Genomic DNA, 18,570 nt, shown 5'->3' with positions numbered 1-18,570 from the left:
TGAGGAACCCGAGCCCATGAGCCCCGCAGAAGGCGACCGCGACCGTGACACCCAGCGCATCCTGATCGTCGACGACGAGCCGGCGGTCCGCGAAGCACTCCAGCGCAGCCTCGCCTTCGAGGGGTACGGCACCGAGGTCGCCGTCGACGGCGCCGACGCCCTGGAGAAGGCGGCGGCGTACCGGCCCGACCTCGTCGTCCTCGACATCCAGATGCCCCGCATGGACGGCCTGACCGCCGCCCGCCGGATCCGCGGCGCGGGCGACACGACCCCGATCCTGATGCTCACGGCCCGCGACACGGTCGGCGACCGGGTGACCGGCCTGGACGCCGGCGCCGACGACTACCTGGTCAAGCCCTTCGAGCTGGACGAACTCTTCGCCCGTATCCGCGCGCTGCTGCGCCGCAGCTCGTACGCGGCCGCGGTCGAGGCCGCGGCCCAGGACGACGACACGCTCACCTTCGGCGACCTCACCATGGACCTGGCGACGCGGGAGGTCACCCGGTCCGGGCGGCCGGTGGAGCTGACCCGCACGGAGTTCACGCTGCTGGAGATGTTCATGGCGCACCCGCGCCAGGTCCTCACCCGGGAGCAGATCCTCAAGGCCGTCTGGGGCTTCGACTTCGAGCCGTCGTCCAACTCCCTCGACGTGTACGTGATGTACCTGCGCCGCAAGACGGAGGCGGGCGGCGAGCCGCGCCTCGTCCACACGGTCCGGGGTGTGGGGTACGTCCTGCGGCAGGGCGGCGCGGAGTGATCAGACGGTTCCGCGCCTTGCCGCTGCGCTCGCGCCTGGCGCTGCTGGTGGCGGCGGCGGTGGCGTTCGCGGTGACCGCGGCGGCGGTCGCCTGCTGGTTCGTGGTGAAGAATGTCCTGGTGAACTCGCTGGACGAGGCGTTGCAGGCGAACCGCATGAACCTGCCGCAGGTCACGCAGTACGTCAATCTGAACACCGGCCTGTGCGCCAACGAACCGACCGCGCACGAGCCGAACCTGTTCGGCTCGACCGTGCAGCTGCTGGACCGGCAGGGGCAGAGCTGCCTCATCATCGGCACCGAGAAGGTCGCGCTCACCGACGCCGACCACGCGGTGGCCGAGGGCAGGTCCGCCGACACCCTGCACGACGCCACGGGGTCCGACGGCACCAAGTACCGCGTCTACACGTACACGGTGCGCGGTCTCCAGAACGTCGCCGTCTCCGCCGCGCGGCCGCTGGACGAGATAAGCGGATCGCTCAACAACCTCGCCCTGGTGCTCCTCTTCGTCGCGGGAGCGGGTGTCGTGGGCGCCGGCGCTGCCGGACTCTGGGTGGCCCGCGCCGGCCTGCGCCCGGTGGACGAACTGACCCGTGCCGTCGAACACGTCGCCCGCACGGAGGACCTCACCATCCGCATCCCCGTCGAAGACGACTCCGACGACGAGGTCGCCCGTCTCTCCCGTTCCTTCAACTCGATGACCTCCTCCCTCGCCAGCTCCCGCGACCTGCAACAGCAGCTCATCGCCGACGCCGGGCACGAACTGCGGACGCCCCTCACCTCCCTGCGGACCAACATCGAGCTGCTCTCCCGCAGCGAGGAGACCGGCCGGCCGATCCCCGAGGCCGACCGCAAGGCACTCCTCGCCTCCGTGAAGGCGCAGATGACGGAGCTCGCCGCGCTCATCGGCGACCTCCAGGAGCTGTCCCGCCCGGACACCGGCCAGCACGCGGGCAAGACGCAGATCCTCGCCTGGCAGGACGTCGTCGGGTCGGCGCTGCGCCGGGCCCGCCTGCGCGGACCGGAGCTGACGATCACCGCCGACGTCCAGCCCTGGTACGTCCGGGCAGAGCCCTCCGCCCTGGAGCGCGCGATGGTCAACATCCTCGACAACGCCGTGAAGTTCAGCCCGGACGGCGGCACCGTCGACGTACGCCTCGCCGACGGCGTCCTCACCGTCCGCGACCACGGCCCCGGCATCCCCGCCGAGGAACTCCCGCACGTCTTCGACCGCTTCTGGCGCTCCCCGTCGGCCCGCGCGCTCCCCGGCTCGGGCCTCGGCCTGTCGATCGTGGCGCGGACGGTCCAGCAGGCGGGCGGCGAGGTGACCCTGACCCCGGCGGAGGGCGGCGGCACGACGGCCACGGTCCGGCTGCCGGGGGCACCGGTACCGCCGCCGGATCTGGGCACGGCGGATGGGGACGGGGACCGTTGACACGGCACGAGGCCCGGGACGCGTACCAGGTGGACGCGTTCCGGGCCTCGGCGCAGAGGTGTGGACAGGCGTTACTTCACGACCGTGATCCGGTCCGCCGCCGGCGGGGCGATCGGGGCCGACGGTGACGAGTTGGCCGTCAGGTACTGCTCCAGGGCCGTCAGGTCGTCCGTGCCGACCAGCTCGCTCGTGCCCTGGCCCAGCGTGGTGAAGCCGTCGCCGCCGCCCGCGAGGAAGCTGTTCATCGCGACGCGGTAGGTGGCCGCCGGGTCGATCGGGGCGCCGTTCAGGCGGATCGTGCCGGTGACGACCCGGTCCGCGCCCGTCTTCGTCAGGTCCAGGGTGTACGTCAGACCGGACGAGACCTGGAGGATCTTCGGCGCCGCCTCGTTGCCGCCGGTCACCTGCTCCTTGAGCGCCTGGATCAGCTGGGCGCCCGTGTAGGTGCGCAGGTTCACCGTGTTGGCGAAGGGCTGGACCGTGAAGCCCTCGGCGTACGTCACCACGCCGTCGCCCTCACCGGCCTTCGCCGCGTAGGTGAGCGGTGCCCGGATGCCGCCCGGGTTCATCAGGGCCAGGTCGGTGTCCGGGTCCAGGGTCTTGCCGTAGGCCAGTTGCGCGTCGGCGATCAGGTCGCCGAGGGGGGACTCGGTGCCGGTGCTGCCGATGTCGCCGGAGATGTAGCCGACGGGGCGGTTGCCGATCGGGGCGGCCAGGGTGTTCCACCGGTCGATCAGGCGGGTGATGTCCGGCGCCTTCGGGACGTCCCGCGTCACCACGTGGTTCGCCGACTTCACGGCCGTACGGGCGATGTCACCGGTCGCGCGGTCGTACGTCAGCGTCGTGTCCGTGTAGAGGCGGCCGAAGGACGCGGCCGACGTGACCATGCGGGGCTTGCCCGCCGGGTCGGGGATCGTGCAGACGTACGCGTTGTGGGTGTGGCCGGTGACCAGCGCGTCCACGTCGGGCGTGACGTTCTTGGCGATGTCGACGATCGGTCCGGAGATGCCGTCGCCGGCGCCCGGGGAGTCGCAGTCGTAGTTGTAGGAGGCCGACGCGGGGAAGCCGCCCTCGTGGATGAGGGCGACGATCGACTTCACGCCCTGGCGCCGCAGCTCCTTGGCGTACTTGTTGATCGTGTCGACCTCGTCCTTGAACTGGAGGCCCTTCACGCCCTCGGCGGAGACGATGTTCGGGGTGCCCTCCAGGGTCACGCCGATGAAGCCGACCTTGACGCCCTTCTGCTTCCACACCCAGTACGGCTTGAGGATGGGCTTCTTCGTCTTCTCGTCCAGGACGTTGGCCGCCAGGTACGGGAAGTCGGCGCCCTTGAACTTCTTGTCCGTGTAGCAGCCGTCGGTGGGGTGGCAGCCGCCGTTCTGAAGGCGGGCCAGCTCCCGGGCGCCCTCGTCGAACTCGTGGTTGCCGACGGACGTCACGTCCAGGTCGAGCTTGTTCAGCGCCTCGATCGTCGGCTCGTCGTGGAAGAGACCGGACAGCAGCGGGGAGGCGCCGACCATGTCGCCGCCGGCCGCGGTGATGGAGTACGGGTGGCCCTTGCGGGCCTGGCGCAGGTGGGTGGCGAGGTACTCGGCGCCGCCCGCGTCGATCGTCTTCGTCGTGCCGTCCGGCTGGACCTCGGTGACCCGGCCGGAGGAGCCGGCCGGGGGCTCCAGGTTGCCGTGCAGGTCGTTGAAGGAGAGGAGCTGGACGTCCTGGTAGCGGCCCGGCCGGTGATCGGGCTTGTGGCCGTGGTGGTTCTCGCCCGCGTTCGCCGGCAGCGCCGCGGCGGCGAGCGCCCCGACGGTGGCGACACCGGCGGCCACCGCGAGCAGGCGGTTGGCGCGGCGTCTGCGGCGCGGTACGTACGACTGTGCTGTGGCTGGCATGCGCCCCCCTGTGGGTCTGCCTGCGGATCTGCCTGGTGCGAGCCGTCGAGGAGAGGGACGGCCCGTCGGCGCAGCCTAGAGTCAACGCGCGTAGCGCGACAGGGGTTTCCGGGTTACGACTGGGTTTACGTTCTCCCTTCCGTGCCGCCCTTTTGCCGGGCCCGCCCCTTACCCTCGTACGCATGACCAGCGACGACACCGTGCGGCCCGGCCGCCCCCGCTCGATCGAGACCCTCGCCGCGCTCACCCCCGACCAGGCCGACGCCGTGCTCGCCCTGCTCGGCGAGGCCGCCCGGAACGACGGGCAGTACGCCGTGTCCGAGCAGGGGCGCCTCCAACTGCGCGGTGGAGCCCGGGAGGGCATCGCCCACCTGCTGCTCACCCTGGACGGCGAACTCGTCGGCTACGCCCAGCTGGAGGACACCGACCCGGTCGAGCCGCCGGCCGCCGAGCTGGTCGTCCACCCCTCCTACCGCGGCCAGGGACACGGGCGGGCGCTGGGCTCCGCCCTGCTCGCGGCCTCCGGCAAGCGGCTGCGGATCTGGGCGCACGGCGGCCACTCCGCCGCCCGGCATCTCGCGCAGGTGCTCGGGCTGACCCTCTTCCGCGAACTGCGCCAGATGCGCCGCCCGTTGGCCGGCCTGGAGCTGCCGGACCCGCGGCTGCCCGAGGGCGTGAGCGTGCGCACCTTCGTGCCGGGCCAGGACGACGCGGCCTGGCTCGCCGTGAACTCCGCCGCCTTCGCCCACCACCCCGAGCAGGGCTCCCTCACGCAGCGGGACCTCGACGACCGCAAGGCCGAGGCCTGGTTCGACCCGGCCGGCTTCTTCCTCGCCGAACGCGGGGACGAACTGATCGGCTTCCACTGGACCAAGGTGCACGCCGAGGAACGGCTCGGCGAGGTGTACGTCCTCGGCATCCGCCCCGACACCCAGGGCGGCGGCCTGGGCAAGGCCCTGACCACGATCGGCCTGCGCCACCTGGCGGAGCAGGGCCTCCCCACGGCGATGCTGTACGTCGACGCCGACAACAAGGCGGCCGTGTCCGTCTACGAACGCCTCGGCTTCACCACCCACGAGACGGACCTGATGTACCGCACGGAGACGTGAGGGCTCCTTCGCGCCGCCATGCCGGTCCGCCGGAGCCTCCAGGTGAGCCGGCACCGAACCGGGAGGGCCAGCCGGGCCGGGACAGCCAGGGCAAGGTGACGGCTCGTGGCCGTCACCACCGTCCCCGCCCTCACCTCCACGCCCGCCGCGCCCGCCGCGCCCGCCCGCCCAACGGCTCCGGCCCGCACGCCGCCCACACCACCGCGACCGCCGCCAGCACCACCGCCCACCGGTCGTGCGCCGCGGGCCACCGCGGGTCGTCCGGCACCACGAACAACGCCCAGTCCTCGGGTATAAGCAAGGGCGCGAGGACCGCCACGACCAGCAGGGCCGCCGCGACGGCCGGGCCGGGCCGCGCTTCGTCCGTCAGACGCACCGCCGCCGCGGCACCGGCGAGCGCGAGCACGCACATCGCCGCGGCCTCCAGGGTGATGCCGCCGACCGGGGGCCGGGTGTCGGAGGGGGCGAGCAGCAGTACCGCCGTCCACCACAGCGCGGCGAGCGGTGCGACGAGGGCCACCCGCAGCGCCTGCCGGAGGGGACGCCGGGTCGGGACGGGCGTGGTGAGGTGCCGGGCCCGGTCGTCGAGCAGGAAGACCAGGCCGAGCGCACCGACCAGGGCGACGCCCCGCAGCAGGGTGAGCGCCTGCCAGGGACCCGGCTCGGCCCCCGCCATCCTCGGCGTCCCGGCGAGCAGCAGCCCGAGGGCGCCCGCGGAACCCAGGACCCACCACGGCAGCGTGCGCCACACGGGCCCGACCAGCGCACGCGCCACCCGCCCGGCGCTGCTCACTCGCACGAGTCCGCCTTCGCCGGCCCGGCCACGCCCAGCAGCTCGGCGGCCTCGGCCGTCGTGACGTCCGGTGAGGTCAGCTCGGCCCAGTGCGCCTTCACCCGCTCGGCGACATCCGGGCCCGGCTTCTCCAGCAACTGCCGTACGACGTCGGTCTGCCCCTCCGTCATGGTCAGCGGGTCGGTCGGCGACAGGACGATCGCGGACCCTTCCAGGCTGTCGTCGAGACGGACCCGCCGCAGGGCGCTCAGCGGGTCGTCCTGCCAGCTGAGGGAGAGCCACATGATGGTGACCATGCGCCCGTCGCACACCGCGTCGCTCGCCTCCTCGCTGCCCGCGACCAGCACGGCGGCGACGGCGGTGGAGAACTCCGGGACCCGGTTGCCGCCCCATGCGGTGCCCACGGTCACCTGGTGCGGGGCGGACAGCGCGGGGATCGCGGCGTCGGCCCCCAGCCCGTACCGGGCGTCTATCCGCTGCCGGACCAGGAGCCGCTGCTCGTGTGCGGCGCCGCCGGCGAGGGACTGGACGTGGTCCACCACCCCGGCCCAGGTGCGGGTCCGGCTCTCCCACTCCGGGAACGCGCAGTACGTCGACGGGCCCCGCTCGACGCAGGTCTGCTCCTTCTCCGGGCTCACCGAGGCCCGTTCGCGTGCCGCGGTCAGCTCCGGCGACGGCTCCACGCCCCGGGCCTGAAGTATCCCGCCGGCGACCGTCAGCGCGAGGGTCAGGGCGAGGCCCGCCCGGACGGCCGGCCCGCGTCCGCCGGCGACCAGCACCGCGAGGAAGCCCACGCACAGGGCGGCGCCCGCCAGATACAGGGCGTGCCAGGCGGCCGGCCGGCCCAGCAGGTCGGAGGGCAGGGAGTCGGGGCCGCTCTCGGAGACCACCGGGGACAGCCAGGACAGCCCGCCCGTACCGCCCGGTCCGGTGCCGAGGACGAGCGTGAACAGCAGGCAGACCACCAGCAGCGGCGCGGCGAGCGGCGCCCGCAGCACCCGGCCCAGCAGCACACCGAGGGTCCCGAACAGCAGCACCGTCAGCGGGCCCACGAGCAGCTCGGCCGGCGAACCGCCGCCGACCGCGCCCTCCTTGGCCGCCTCCCAGGCGAACTGCCCGCCCACGCACAGCGCGGTGAGCAGCACGGCCGGCACGACGGACAGCGCGTGCGCCACCGTACGGCGCCAGGGCGCGACGACCAGGATCGCGAACTGGCTCTCCGTGCCGTGGCGCGCGGAGCGCAGGACGGCGGAGTTGGCGGACACCAGGACGGCGAGACCGACGAGCAGGGGACCGCCCTGGGTGGCGCGGTCGGCGTCCTGGAGGGCCGGATATCCGTCCCAGGAGGTGCGGGTCCGCCACACGATCCAGGCGGCGTAGGCCACGAAGGCGATGAGAACGGGGACGCTCAGCAGCAGCCGGCGGGCCTCGAACCGGGTGAGGGCCAGCACGGCCCGGGCACCACCGCCGCGCGGCCCGGCGTCCACGGTCGTCGGGGCGTCCGTCGGTGCGGCCGTCGGGGCGGTGCTCATGCCGCCACCTCCGCATCGGCGCCGTCGAGGGTCAGCAGGTAGCCGTCCTCCAGGGTGGGTTCGAGCAGGTCGGCGCCGGAGGGCGGGTCGCCCACGTTCCGGAAGGAGCCGGTGCCGGTGCGCCAGCCGGCCTTCGCGTGCGGGTCGCGTTCCGTACTGCTCCACACGTGCCCGGCGGCCCGCGCGGTCAGCTCGGCCGGGGTCCCGTCGAACCGCACGGTCCCGGCGGCCATGACGAGCACCCGGTGGCAGAGCATCGCCACGTCCTCGGTCTGGTGGGTGGACAGCAGCACGGTCCGCCCCTCCCCCGCCCCGGCGATCAACTCCCGGAACCGCATCCGCTGTTCGGGATCGAGACCGACCGTCGGCTCGTCGAGGACCAGGAACCCTGGGTCACCGACGAGCGCCGCCGCGAGCGCGACCCGCTGCCGCATGCCGCCGGACAGCTTTCTGATCCGCTTGCCGCGCACATCGCCCAGGGCGACCTCGTCCAGGACGCGCCGCACCTCGCGGTGGCGTCCGGCCCGGTCGGTCAGCTCCTTCAGGATCGCGACGTAGTCGACGAACTCGAAGGCGGTGAAGTCCGGGTGGAAACCGGGGGTCTGCGGCAGATACCCGAGCCGCCGCCGCACCTCCTGCCGTCCCCGCGCGGTGCCCGGGTCGTGCCCCAGCACGGTGAAGGAGCCCCGGTCGGCGGGCACGGCGGTGGCCAGCACACGCAGCAGCGTGGTCTTCCCGGCCCCGTTCGGCCCGAGCAGCCCGGTGACGCCCGGCGTCAGCCGCAGGGACACCTCGTCCAGGGCTCGGGTCCGCCCGTAGTGCAGGCTCAGCCCGGAGGCGGAAACGGTGTGGGTCATACGGCGCTCCCGTACAGAGGTCGAAAGGAGGAAGATGGGGAGAGGGAAGAGGAGGGGGAGGAGGTGGAGAGGAAGCGGCAAGGGCTCATGCGACGCCCCGCGGGGAGACGTCGAACCGGTCGCGGAACAGGATCAGCAGCCCCGTCCCCAGCACGGCCACGGCCGCGGACACGCCCTGCCCGGCCGCGGTGAACGGCGCCAGCGTGCCGTCCCCGGCGGTCCGCGCCGCGTCGGCGGCGAACAGCACCGCACCCCACGCCCCGGCGACCAGCGAGGGCGCGAGCACCGGGCCCAGCCGGGGCGTCAGCGCCAGCCCGGACGCGGTGAGGGCGAGCGCGGGCAGCAGCCAGGCCAGCGCACGCAGCCCGTACCCCGGCAGGGCCAGCGTCGCGAGGCCGTTGACACCGAGCGCGACGGCCAGGACCGCGACCGTACGGATCATCAGCAGCCGGAAGCCGTGCATCGGCGAGACGACCGCCATCTCGTACGTCGGATCCAGCGCGGGCCCGTAGGCGAGCGCCACCCCGGCCAGCGGCAGCAGCGGCGCGAAGGCGAGGAAGAGCGTGGGCCTGTCGGCGGCGCCGGACGTGAAGGCGATGACGAAGGTCGTCACCAGCACGGCGACGACCGCGCCCAGCCAGGACCGGCGCAGCACCGGCGTGGCCGTGAGCAGCCTCGCGGTGTGGTCGGCGACGCCGCACCGCACCAGCAGGCCCTCCAGCCACCCCCGCCGGGGCGCGTCCAGCTCGGCGTCGAGCCGCTCCCACCCCGCCTCCAGGGCGGCGGCGTCGCTCACCTCGGCGAGGACGCCCCGGCACCGCGGGCAGGCGGCCAGATGGGCGTCGGCGGACCAGAGCACGGGCGCCGCGAGCTCGCCGAGGGCGTACGCCCGCAGGTCGTCCTCGTCCACGTGCCAGCCGTTGTCGATTCTCATGCCAGCGCCTCCCGCAGCTGCCGGCGGGCCCGCATCGCCCGCGTCTTGACCGTGCCCGGCGGGATGCCGAGCAGGACGGCCGCCTCGCGGGTGGTCAGCCCGTCGATGACCGTGGCCTGGAGCACCGCACGCAGCTCCGGCGAGAGCCGGACCAGCGCGCCGGCGAGATCCCCGTGCTCGACACCGGCGAGCACCCGCTCCTCCGCGGACGCCTCGTCCCGGTGCCGCAGGCGGGCCAGCGCCTGCCGCAGCCGCCCCCGGGCGCCGTCGCCGCGCAGCGCGTCGACCAGCCGCCGGGATCCGATCCGCCACAGCCAGCCGGCGACGTCCCCGTCCTCCCGATAGCGCGCGCTGCCCCGCCACACCGCGAGGAACGTCTCCTGCACGACGTCGTCGACGACGCCGGCGTCGGCGCAGCGGCCACGCATCCGGGCGGTCAGCCAGGGCGCGTACCGCCGGTACAGCTCCTCGAAGGCGCGCCGGTCGGCGTCCGCCGCGACGGCCCGGAGCAGCTCACCGTCGCTTCTCGTTTCGCTCACATCTCCTCATCGGACGAGCCGGGCCGTCCGGTTCACACGATCACAGGCCGATTTCGCGGCGGGATCCGGGGCAGCGGGATCCGGGGCAGCGGCCGAGGCCCACGCGGCCGGATCAGGGGACGACGGCGTCCGGCGCGAAGCAGCCTGCCGGAGGCCCACGCGGCGGAATCCGGGGCGGCGGCGTCCGGCGCGACGCGCCTGCCGGAAGCCCCCCGGTGTCCCACACGTCATGTCCCCGTAACCGTCGATTCAGACAGCCTTGCGACCCTCGCCGAATGAAGCCGACCGTGTCACCAGGAGCAGAGGATTCCGCGCCGTCCGACGCGCCTGTCCTGCGCGAGGCGCGGAAGAATGGGTTCATGAGGCAGCCGAAGACCCAGGCAGAGGTCCAGCACGCGCAGCCCTCCGTGGGCTCCATCGCCGCGCACCGCCCGCACACCGTGGCCGCCACCGTCTCCGACCTGGAGCCCGACATCGACGCGGACCTGGACGCGTACGAGGAGTCACCAGCCCCCGGCGCCGACGGCGGCCCGGGCACCGCACTCCCCCAGGGCCGCTTCCTGGACCGCGAACGCAGCTGGCTCGCGTTCAACGAGCGCGTCCTCGAACTCGCCGAGGACCCGAACACCCCCCTCCTCGAACGCGCCAACTTCCTCGCGATCTTCGCCAGCAACCTGGACGAGTTCTTCATGGTCCGCGTCGCCGGCCTGAAGCGCCGCATCGCGACCGGCGTCGCCACCCGCTCCGCCTCCGGCCTCCAGCCCCGCGAGGTGCTGGAGATGATCTGGGCCCGCTCCCGCGAGCTCATGGCCCGGCACGCCGCCTGCTTCCACGAGGACGTCGCCCCGGCCCTCGCCGAGGAGGGCATCCACCTGGTCCGCTGGAACGAGCTCGCGGAGAAGGAGCAGGCCCGCCTCTTCACGCTCTTCCGGCACCAGATCTTCCCGGTCCTCACCCCCCTCGCCGTCGACCCGGCGCACCCCTTCCCGTACATCTCGGGCCTCTCCCTCAACCTCGCGGTCGTCGTCCGCAACCCCGTCACGGGCCACCGCCACTTCGCCCGCGTCAAGGTCCCCCCGCTGCTCTCCCGCTTCCTGGAGGCGTCCCCCGGCCGCTACGTCCCCATCGAGGACGTCATCGCGGCCCACCTGGAGGAGCTGTTCCCGGGTATGGAGGTCCTGGAGCACCACGCCTTCCGCCTCACCCGCAACGAGGATCTGGAGGTCGAGGAGGACGACGCCGAGAACCTGCTCCAGGCCCTGGAGAAGGAGCTGATGCGGCGCCGCTTCGGTCCGCCGGTCCGCCTGGAGGTGGAGGAGTCCGTCGACCGCGAGGTACTGGACCTCCTCGTCCGGGAGCTGAAGATCGGCGAGGCGGAGGTCTACCCCCTCCCCGGCCCGCTGGACCTCACCGGTCTCTTCCGCATCCACAGCCTCGACCGCCCGGAGCTGAAGTACCAGAAGTTCGTCGCCGGCACCCACCGCGACCTCGCCGAGGTCGAGTCCGCGTCGGCACCGGACGTCTTCGCCGCCCTGCGCAGCCGCGACGTCCTGCTCCACCACCCGTACGACTCCTTCTCGACCTCCGTGCAGGCCTTCCTGGAGCAGGCGGCGGCCGACCCGGACGTCCTCGCGATCAAGCAGACGCTGTACCGCACCTCGGGCGACTCCCCCATAGTCGACGCGCTCATCGACGCGGCCGAGTCCGGCAAGCAGGTCCTCGTCCTGGTCGAGATCAAGGCCCGCTTCGACGAGCACGCCAACATCAAGTGGGCCCGCAAGCTGGAGGAGGCCGGCTGCCACGTCGTCTACGGGCTGGTCGGTCTGAAGACCCACTGCAAGCTGTCGCTGGTCGTGCGCCAGGAGGGCGACACGCTGCGCCGGTACAGCCACGTGGGCACGGGCAACTACCACCCGAAGACCGCCCGCCTCTACGAGGACCTGGGCCTGCTCACCGCGGACCCGCAGGTCGGCGCGGACCTCTCCGACCTGTTCAACCGCCTCTCCGGCTACTCCCGCCGCGAGACGTACCGCCGCCTGCTCGTCGCGCCCAAGTCCCTGCGCGACGGCCTGGTCTCCCGGATCCACAAGGAGGTCCAGCACCACCGCGCCGGGCGCCCCGCCTCCATCCGCATCAAGGTCAACTCGATGGTCGACGAGGCCGTCATCGACGCCTGCTACCGCGCGTCCCAGGCGGGCGTGCCGGTCGACGTGTGGGTGCGCGGCATCTGCGCGCTGCGCCCGGGCGTGGCGGGCCTGTCGGAGAACATCCGGGTCCGGTCCGTCCTCGGCCGCTTCCTGGAGCACTCGCGCGTCTTCGCCTTCGGCAACGGCGGTGAGTCCGAGGTCTGGTTCGGCAGCGCGGACATGATGCACCGCAATCTCGACCGCCGGATAGAGGCGCTGGTCCGGGTCACCGACCCGGCCCACCGTGCGGCCCTCAACCGGCTCCTCGACACCGGCATGTCCGACGGCACCGCCTCCTGGCACCTCGGGCCGGACGGCGAGTGGACCCGGCACGCGACCGACGCGGACGGCCAGCCCCTGCGCAACATCCAGGAGATGCTCATAGACGCCCGGAGGCGCCGGCGTGGCACAGCGACACCTTGACCCGACGAACCGCCTGACCGGCCCGACGGCACCGTCCGGCCCTACGGCCCCCTCGGGACCGTCCGGCTCGGCGGCACCGTCGGCCTCATCAGCATCGCCAGCCTCATCGGCACCGCTGGCCTCGTCGGTACTGCCAGGCCCCTCCACACCGTCAGGCTCACCGGCACCCCAAGCCTCGCTGGCACCTCCTGCCTCACCGGCCTCCTCAGCCTCACCGGCACCGCCCGCCACCCCCACGGCCCCCGAACCGACCGGTCCGGTGCCCGTGGAAGCCCTCGCCGGCTACCTCCGTGCCCAGGCCACGGAGTTCCTCCGCGCCCTGCGCCTGCACCGCGAGACAGGCACGGGATCGGGCGCGGGACCGGCCGCGTCCCCGAACGGCGGCCCGTCGCCCCAAGGCAACCGCACCCCCGTGGACGCGGCCCGCGCCCTGCGCCGCGCGGCCCGCCGCCTCAGCGGCACCCTGCACACCTACCAGCCCCTGCTCGACGCCGACTGGGCGGAGGGCATGCGCCCCGAACTGGCCTGGCTGTCCGGCACGCTGGCCCTGGAGCACGCGTACGCCTCGCGCCTGGAACGCCTGCTCCAGGCGCTGCACCGCCTGTCCGGCTCGTCGGCGTCCCCGGCCCGCCGGCAACTGGCGGCCGCAACCGTGCCCGCCTCCCCCGCACCGGCACCCGCACCCGCACCCGCACCGACCCCCCTCCCCGACCGCGGCAACCTCACCGTGGGCGCGGCCAAGGCGGGCGCCCTCCTCGACCGCCAGCTGACCCTCGCCCGCACCCGGGCCCACTCCACCGCCCTGCAAGCCCTGGGCAGCAGCCGCTTCCACGCGGTCGCCGACAAGGTCGCGTTACTGGCCAGCGAGGTGCCCCTGCGGGTGACCGCCACCGCCGACCTCCGCCCACTGGCCCGAGCCGCACACGGCCGCCTCGCCGACGCGGTGGCCGCGCTGCCCCTGGTCACCGCGGGCCACCCGTACAACGCGGAGGCCCTGATCCACGGCCTGTCCCCCGAACCGGCGCCACATCCGCAGGACGCCCCCTGGCACCAGGTGCGCCTGCTGCTGCGCCTGCACCGGTACGCCCGCGAGGTCCTGGCCGGCGAGGGCGGCCCGAGCGGTGAGGACGCGCGCCTGCTCACCGCGGGCGAGGCCCTCGACCGCCACCGCGACGCCTCGGAGGCCGCCGCGGCCGCCGCCCAGGCCGCCCGCACGCCTCGCATCGCCCCGGCGACGGCGTACGCGCTCGGCGTGCTCCACGCCGACCAGCGCCACGAGGTGGAGGCGGCACGGTACGCGTTCCAGCAGGACTGGCAGCACGGCAGCGCCCACCCGTCACCGGCACCGTGACCCGCGGAGCGCCCGTCACCGGCACCGTGACCCGCGAAGGGACGGCGAGCCCCCCATGAGCACCCCTGACGACACCACCGTCCGCGCGGCTGGCTGCGTCCTGTGGCGCAGCGCCCCGGACACCGGCGACCCGCAGCTCTGCCTGGTCCACCGACCCAAGTACGACGACTGGTCGCACCCGAAAGGCAAGCTGACGCCCGGCGAGGACCCGCTCGCCGGGGCCCTGCGCGAGGTCGCCGAGGAGACGGGGTACACCGCGGTGCCCGGCACCGAGCTGCCCACCGTGCGCTACCTCTCGGACGGCCGCCCCAAGGAGGTCCGGTACTGGGCGGCGGAGGCCACAGCCGGCGCCTTCGTCCCGAACGACGAGGTCGACCGCATCGTCTGGCTGCCGGTCGCCGCCGCCCGCGCCCGCCTCACCCAGCCCAGGGACCGCGCCCTCCTCGACTCACTGCCGGCCGCACTGCGCCCGGGCGGGGACATCCCGTACGACGGCTGACCCGGAATCGCGCCGTGTCATGGGCGTAAGCATTCCGTGACCTCACCGCACCGTCCACAGGGGTTCACCCGTCGTTCATTCACGCCCATCGGCGGCTTCACCTGATCTGCCTAATTTCGGCCGTAGACAGTCCTCGCACGCCGCCGGATTCAGGACGGCGGCTCCTGGAAGGAACTCCCTCAAGTGAAGCTTCAGCGCATGAACCGGCGGGCCCTCGCTCTCGGTGCTCTCGCCGTCTCCGGCGCCCTGGCCCTCACGGCGTGCGGCTCCGACGACACCGGTGGGAACAGCAACGGCGGCGACGCCTCCGCCAGCACGCAGGCCGGCAACATCAAGTGCGACGACGCCAAGGGCCAGCTCCAGGCCTCCGGCTCGTCCGCGCAGAAGAACGCGATCGACGCCTGGGTCAAGCAGTACGTCGCGGCCTGCAAGAGCGTGCAGATCAACTACAACCCCACCGGTTCCGGCGCGGGCATCACCGCGTTCACGCAGGGCCAGACCGCGTTCGCCGGTTCGGACTCCGCGCTGAAGCCCGACGAGATCGAGGCGTCGAAGAAGGTCTGCAAGGACGGTCAGGCCATCGACCTGCCGATGGTCGGCGGCCCGATCGCCGTCGGCTTCAACGTCCCCGGCGTCGACAGCCTCGTCCTGGACGCCCCGACCCTCGCGAAGATCTTCGACAGCAAGATCTCCCACTGGAACGACGAGGCGATCGCCAAGCTCAACCCCGGCGCCAAGCTCCCCGACCTCAAGATCCAGGCCTTCCACCGCTCCGACGAGTCCGGCACCACGGACAACTTCACCAAGTACCTGAAGGCCGCCGCGCCCAAGGACTGGGCGTACGAGCACGGCAAGTCCTGGGAGGCCAAGGGCGGCCAGTCCGCGCAGGGCTCCTCCGGCCTGGCCGCGCAGGTCAAGCAGACCTCCGGCGCCATCTCGTACTTCGAGCTGTCGTACGCCAAGGACGGCATCAAGACGGTCGACGTGAAGACCGAGGCCGCCGAGCCCGTCAAGGCCACCGTCGACAACGCCACCGCCGCCATCGGCGCGGCCAAGGTCGTCGGCACCGGCAAGGACCTCGCGCTGGAGCTGGACTACACGCCGACCGCCGACGGCGCCTACCCGATCGTCCTCGTGACGTACGAGATCGCCTGCGACAAGGGCAACAAGGCCGAGACGCTGCCCGCCACCAAGTCCTTCCTCAACTACATCGCCTCGGAGGACGGCCAGGGCCTGCTGGCGGACGCCGGCTACGCCCCGATCCCCACCGAGATCATCACCAAGGTCCGCGAGAACATCGCGAGCCTGAGCTGACCCGAGTGCGGTCCGGTCCCACGGGGCCGGGCCGCACCGTCCGGTGCACCGCCGCCAGGAGCCCCCGCACGGGCTCCGCCCGAGCCGCCGCGTACGACGGCTCCGCAGACCGGAGAACCCGATGGACATATCCACTGATCCCCAGAAGCCAGCAGCAGCCCCCGTACCCCACCGGCCCCCGGGCCCCGACGACCGGCGCGCCACGCGCGGCGCCGTCCGCCCCGGCGACCGGGTCTTCCTCGGGCTCTCCCGCGGATCCGGCATCCTGGTGCTGGTCATCATGGCCGCGATCGCGGCCTTCCTCACCTACCGCGCCTGGCTCGCGATCAGCGAGGACGAGGCCAACTTCTTCACCAGCTTCGACTGGAACCCGAGCGGCGTCCCGCCGCAGTTCGGCATCGCCGTCCTGGCCTTCGGCACCGTCGTGTCGTCGGTGATCGCCATGGCCATCGCCGTCCCCGTCTCGGTCGGCATCGCCCTGTTCATCACGCACTACGCGCCGCGCAGGCTGGGCGGCGTCATCGCGTACGTGATCGACCTGCTCGCCGCCGTGCCGTCGATCGTCTACGGCCTGTGGGGCGCCCTCTTCCTCGTGCCGCACATGGACGGGCTCTTCGGCTGGCTGGACGAGTACCTCGGCTGGACCGGCATCCTCGAGTGGAACGGCGGAGCGCCGCGCTCGCTGCTCACCGTGGGCGTCCTGCTCGCGATCATGATCCTGCCGATCATCACCAACGTCAGCCGTGAGGTCTTCCGGCAGGTCCCGCGCATGCACGAGGAGGCCGCGCTGGCCCTCGGCGCCACACGCTGGGAGGTCGTCCGGATGTCGGTGATCCCCTTCGGCCGCTCCGGCGTGATCTCCGCCTCGATGCTCGGCCTCGGCCGCGCGCTCGGCGAGACGATGGCCGTGGCCATGGTGCTCTCGCCGACCTTCGACATCAACGCCAGCCTGCTCGACCCGGGCGGCGGCACCTTCGCCCAGAACATCGCCAGCAAGTTCAACGAGGCGACCGTGATGGGCCAGGACGCGCTGATCGCCTCCGGTCTGGTGCTCTTCGTCATCACGCTGCTGGTCAACGGCGCGGCGCGCATGATCATCGCCCGTCGCAAGGAGTACTCGGGGGCCAACGCATGAGCCACGCAACCCTCACCCCCAAGAGCCGCAGCTCCCTGCGCGGCGCCACCCTGCCCCCGTGGTTCCCCTGGGCGGTCGCGGCCGGCTCGGTCGCCGCCGGCCTCGGCATCAGCGCCGCGGCCGGGCTGCACAGCAGCATCCAGTGGGCCCTGATCGCCGTGGTCCTCTTCGTCGGCGGCACGTACGCCATCTCGGCGCGCGTCGAGGGCGGCCGGCAGGCCAAGGACCGGGTCGCGACCAGCACGGTCTGGGTGGCGTTCCTGCTGGCCCTGATCCCGCTGCTCTCCCTGATCTGGGAGACGCTCAAGCGGGGCGTGAAGGTCCTCGACGGCTACTTCCTCAGCCACTCGATGGGCGTGGTCGCCGACTCCGAGCCCGGCGGCGGCATCTACCACGCCATCCTCGGCACCCTGGAGCAGGTCGGCCTCGCCACCCTGTTCTCCGTGCCGATCGGCGTGCTCACCGCGATCTACCTGGTCGAGTACGGGCGGGGCAGGCTGGCCAAGGCCGTCACCTTCTTCGTCGACGTCATGACGGGCATCCCGTCGATCGTCGCGGGCCTGTTCGTCCTCAGCCTGTGGGTGCTCATCCTCGACATGGGCCCGTCCGGCGTCGCCGGCTCGTTCGCCCTGTGCATCCTGATGATCCCCGTGGTCGTCCGCTCCACCGAGGAGATGCTCAAGCTCGTCCCGAACGAGCTGCGCGAGGCGTCACTGGCGCTCGGCGTGCCGAAGTGGCGCACGATCCTGAAGGTCGTCCTGCCGACGTCGGTCGGCGGCATCATCACCGGCGTCATGCTGGCCGTCGCCCGCATCACCGGCGAGACGGCCCCCGTGCTGCTGCTGGTCTGGGGCACCGACTTCATCAACGCGAATCCGTTCAAGGACCCGCAGGAGTCGCTGCCGATGTACATCTACCTCCAGTACAGCGCGGGCTCCGACGCCGCGTACGACCGTGCCTGGGGCGCGGCCCTGACGCTCATCGCGTTCATCATGATCCTCAATCTGGTGGCCCGCGGCATCGCCCGCTGGAAGGCCCCGAAGACCGGTCGCTAAGGCCCCGGACCGAAAGAAGCAGTGATTCACATGGCCAAGCGCATCGATGTCAGCGGCCTCAACGCCTACTACGGCTCCTTCCTGGCCATCGAGGACATCTCGATGACCGTCGAACCCCGCTCCGTGACGGCCTTCATCGGCCCCTCCGGCTGCGGCAAGTCCACCTTCCTGCGCACCCTGAACCGCATGCACGAGGTCACCCCGGGCGGCCGCGTCGACGGCAAGGTCATGCTGGACGACGAGAACCTGTACGGCGCCGGCATCGACCCGGTCGCCGTGCGCCGCGAGGTCGGCATGGTCTTCCAGCGCCCGAACCCGTTCCCGACCATGTCGGTCTACGACAACGTCGCGGCGGGCCTGCGCCTGAACGGCAAGTACAAGAAGTCCCAGCTGGACGACATCGTCGAGAAGTCGCTGCGCGGCGCCAACCTCTGGAACGAGGTGAAGGACCGCCTGAACAAGCCGGGCTCCGGGCTGTCCGGCGGCCAGCAGCAGCGGCTGTGCATCGCCCGCGCGATCGCGGTGGAACCGAACGTCCTGCTCATGGACGAGCCCTGCTCCGCCCTTGACCCGATCTCGACCCTCGCGATCGAGGACCTGATCGGCGAGCTGAAGGAGCGCTTCACGATCGTCATCGTGACGCACAACATGCAGCAGGCGGCACGCGTCTCGGACCGCACGGCCTTCTTCAACCTGGCGGCGGTCGGCCGGCCCGGCAAGCTGATCGAGCTGGACGACACGGAGCGGATCTTCTCCAACCCGTC

Annotated in this window: 16 protein-coding genes; 10 read left to right on the top strand and 6 right to left on the bottom strand. The window is 72.7% G+C overall.

From position 1 onward, the window contains the following. The first annotated feature begins 16 nt into the window (after positions 1 to 16). Both GTW67_RS24020 and GTW67_RS24015 read left to right on the top strand, forming a co-directional pair. Positions 17 to 757 carry a response regulator transcription factor gene (locus GTW67_RS24020; RefSeq protein WP_161166876.1) on the top strand — a complete coding sequence of 247 codons (741 nt, stop codon included), beginning with the start codon at positions 17 to 19 and terminating at the stop codon, positions 755 to 757. Between the two features lie 17 nt (positions 758 to 774). Next, positions 775 to 2,190: a sensor histidine kinase gene (locus GTW67_RS24015; RefSeq protein WP_202437618.1), complete on the top strand. Its 1,416-nt coding sequence runs from the start codon at positions 775 to 777 to the stop codon at positions 2,188 to 2,190. A gap of 71 nt (positions 2,191 to 2,261) precedes the next feature. Here the strand turns inward: GTW67_RS24015 and GTW67_RS24010 are convergent, their stop codons facing one another. After that, on the bottom strand, positions 2,262 to 4,079 hold the full coding sequence (locus tag GTW67_RS24010; RefSeq protein WP_161166874.1) for a bifunctional metallophosphatase/5'-nucleotidase: 1,818 nt from the start codon (positions 4,077 to 4,079) through the stop codon (positions 2,262 to 2,264). A gap of 182 nt (positions 4,080 to 4,261) precedes the next feature. On the opposite strand from GTW67_RS24010, the gene mshD reads away from it, so the two are divergent. Then, positions 4,262 to 5,188, top strand: coding sequence for a mycothiol synthase (gene mshD, locus GTW67_RS24005; RefSeq protein ID WP_161166873.1), 927 nt, complete (start codon positions 4,262 to 4,264; stop codon positions 5,186 to 5,188). Positions 5,189 to 5,318: 130 nt separating this feature from the next. Here mshD and GTW67_RS24000 read toward each other — a convergent pair whose 3' ends face one another. From GTW67_RS24000 to GTW67_RS23980, 5 genes are all read right to left on the bottom strand, one after another. Beyond that, the gene (locus GTW67_RS24000; RefSeq protein WP_346010726.1) at positions 5,319 to 5,987 is read right to left on the bottom strand and encodes an ABC transporter; all 669 of its coding nucleotides are present in this window, start codon (positions 5,985 to 5,987) and stop codon (positions 5,319 to 5,321) included. Next, the gene (locus tag GTW67_RS23995; RefSeq protein ID WP_202437617.1) at positions 5,978 to 7,513 is read right to left on the bottom strand and encodes an ABC transporter permease; all 1,536 of its coding nucleotides are present in this window, start codon (positions 7,511 to 7,513) and stop codon (positions 5,978 to 5,980) included. The genes GTW67_RS24000 and GTW67_RS23995 overlap by 10 nt, the downstream gene beginning before the upstream one ends. After that, positions 7,510 to 8,370: an ABC transporter ATP-binding protein gene (locus tag GTW67_RS23990; protein WP_161166872.1), complete on the bottom strand. Its 861-nt coding sequence runs from the start codon at positions 8,368 to 8,370 to the stop codon at positions 7,510 to 7,512. Before GTW67_RS23990 ends, GTW67_RS23995 begins: the two co-directional genes overlap by 4 nt. 85 nt (positions 8,371 to 8,455) lie before the next feature. After that, a complete protein-coding gene (locus GTW67_RS23985) occupies positions 8,456 to 9,304 on the bottom strand; it encodes a cupin domain-containing protein (RefSeq protein WP_161166871.1) in 849 nt (282 codons plus the stop codon). After that, positions 9,301 to 9,843, bottom strand: a complete 543-nt coding sequence (locus GTW67_RS23980) for a sigma-70 family RNA polymerase sigma factor (RefSeq protein ID WP_161166870.1) — start codon at positions 9,841 to 9,843, stop codon at positions 9,301 to 9,303. The genes GTW67_RS23985 and GTW67_RS23980 overlap by 4 nt, the downstream gene beginning before the upstream one ends. A gap of 359 nt (positions 9,844 to 10,202) precedes the next feature. On the opposite strand from GTW67_RS23980, the gene GTW67_RS23975 reads away from it, so the two are divergent. The 7 genes from GTW67_RS23975 to pstB all read left to right on the top strand — a co-directional run. Beyond that, entirely contained in the window at positions 10,203 to 12,452 is a 2,250-nt protein-coding gene (locus tag GTW67_RS23975) for an RNA degradosome polyphosphate kinase (protein ID WP_161166869.1), read from the top strand. 259 nt (positions 12,453 to 12,711) lie between these two features. Then, on the top strand, positions 12,712 to 13,803 hold the full coding sequence (locus GTW67_RS23970) for a CHAD domain-containing protein (protein WP_161166868.1): 1,092 nt from the start codon (positions 12,712 to 12,714) through the stop codon (positions 13,801 to 13,803). A 55-nt stretch (positions 13,804 to 13,858) separates the two neighbouring features. Continuing rightward, positions 13,859 to 14,302, top strand: a complete 444-nt coding sequence (locus tag GTW67_RS23965) for an NUDIX hydrolase (protein ID WP_161166867.1) — start codon at positions 13,859 to 13,861, stop codon at positions 14,300 to 14,302. A gap of 183 nt (positions 14,303 to 14,485) precedes the next feature. After that, positions 14,486 to 15,616: a phosphate ABC transporter substrate-binding protein PstS gene (gene pstS / locus GTW67_RS23960; RefSeq protein WP_346010725.1), complete on the top strand. Its 1,131-nt coding sequence runs from the start codon at positions 14,486 to 14,488 to the stop codon at positions 15,614 to 15,616. 121 nt (positions 15,617 to 15,737) lie between these two features. Beyond that, complete coding sequence (gene pstC, locus GTW67_RS23955) at positions 15,738 to 16,751, top strand: phosphate ABC transporter permease subunit PstC (protein ID WP_161166866.1); 1,014 nt, start codon at positions 15,738 to 15,740, stop codon at positions 16,749 to 16,751. Further along, positions 16,748 to 17,806: a phosphate ABC transporter permease PstA gene (gene pstA, locus GTW67_RS23950; RefSeq protein WP_161166865.1), complete on the top strand. Its 1,059-nt coding sequence runs from the start codon at positions 16,748 to 16,750 to the stop codon at positions 17,804 to 17,806. The genes pstC and pstA overlap by 4 nt, the downstream gene beginning before the upstream one ends. Positions 17,807 to 17,836: 30 nt before the next feature. Beyond that, positions 17,837 to 18,570, top strand: a 734-nt coding sequence (pstB, locus tag GTW67_RS23945; protein ID WP_161166864.1) for a phosphate ABC transporter ATP-binding protein PstB, incomplete at its 3' end; no start/stop codon positions are given.

Origin of the sequence: Streptomyces sp. SID5910 (genome assembly GCF_009862125.1) — a bacterium.
Lineage (GTDB): Bacteria > Actinomycetota > Actinomycetes > Streptomycetales > Streptomycetaceae > Streptomyces.
Note: the sequence above shows the minus strand (reverse complement) of the source record. Positions and strands in the feature narration are given on the sequence as shown.

Coding starts and splice junctions, on each gene's coding strand:
- GTW67_RS24020 (WP_161166876.1), top strand. CDS start 17: ATGAGCCCCGCAGAAGGCGACCGCGACCGTGACACCCAGCGCATCCTG.
- GTW67_RS24010 (WP_161166874.1), bottom strand. CDS start 4,079: ATGCCAGCCACAGCACAGTCGTACGTACCGCGCCGCAGACGCCGCGCC.
- mshD (WP_161166873.1), top strand. CDS start 4,262: ATGACCAGCGACGACACCGTGCGGCCCGGCCGCCCCCGCTCGATCGAG.
- GTW67_RS23995 (WP_202437617.1), bottom strand. CDS start 7,513: ATGAGCACCGCCCCGACGGCCGCACCGACGGACGCCCCGACGACCGTG.
- GTW67_RS23990 (WP_161166872.1), bottom strand. CDS start 8,370: ATGACCCACACCGTTTCCGCCTCCGGGCTGAGCCTGCACTACGGGCGG.
- GTW67_RS23985 (WP_161166871.1), bottom strand. CDS start 9,304: ATGAGAATCGACAACGGCTGGCACGTGGACGAGGACGACCTGCGGGCG.
- GTW67_RS23975 (WP_161166869.1), top strand. CDS start 10,203: ATGAGGCAGCCGAAGACCCAGGCAGAGGTCCAGCACGCGCAGCCCTCC.
- GTW67_RS23965 (WP_161166867.1), top strand. CDS start 13,859: ATGAGCACCCCTGACGACACCACCGTCCGCGCGGCTGGCTGCGTCCTG.
- pstC (WP_161166866.1), top strand. CDS start 15,738: ATGGACATATCCACTGATCCCCAGAAGCCAGCAGCAGCCCCCGTACCC.
- pstA (WP_161166865.1), top strand. CDS start 16,748: ATGAGCCACGCAACCCTCACCCCCAAGAGCCGCAGCTCCCTGCGCGGC.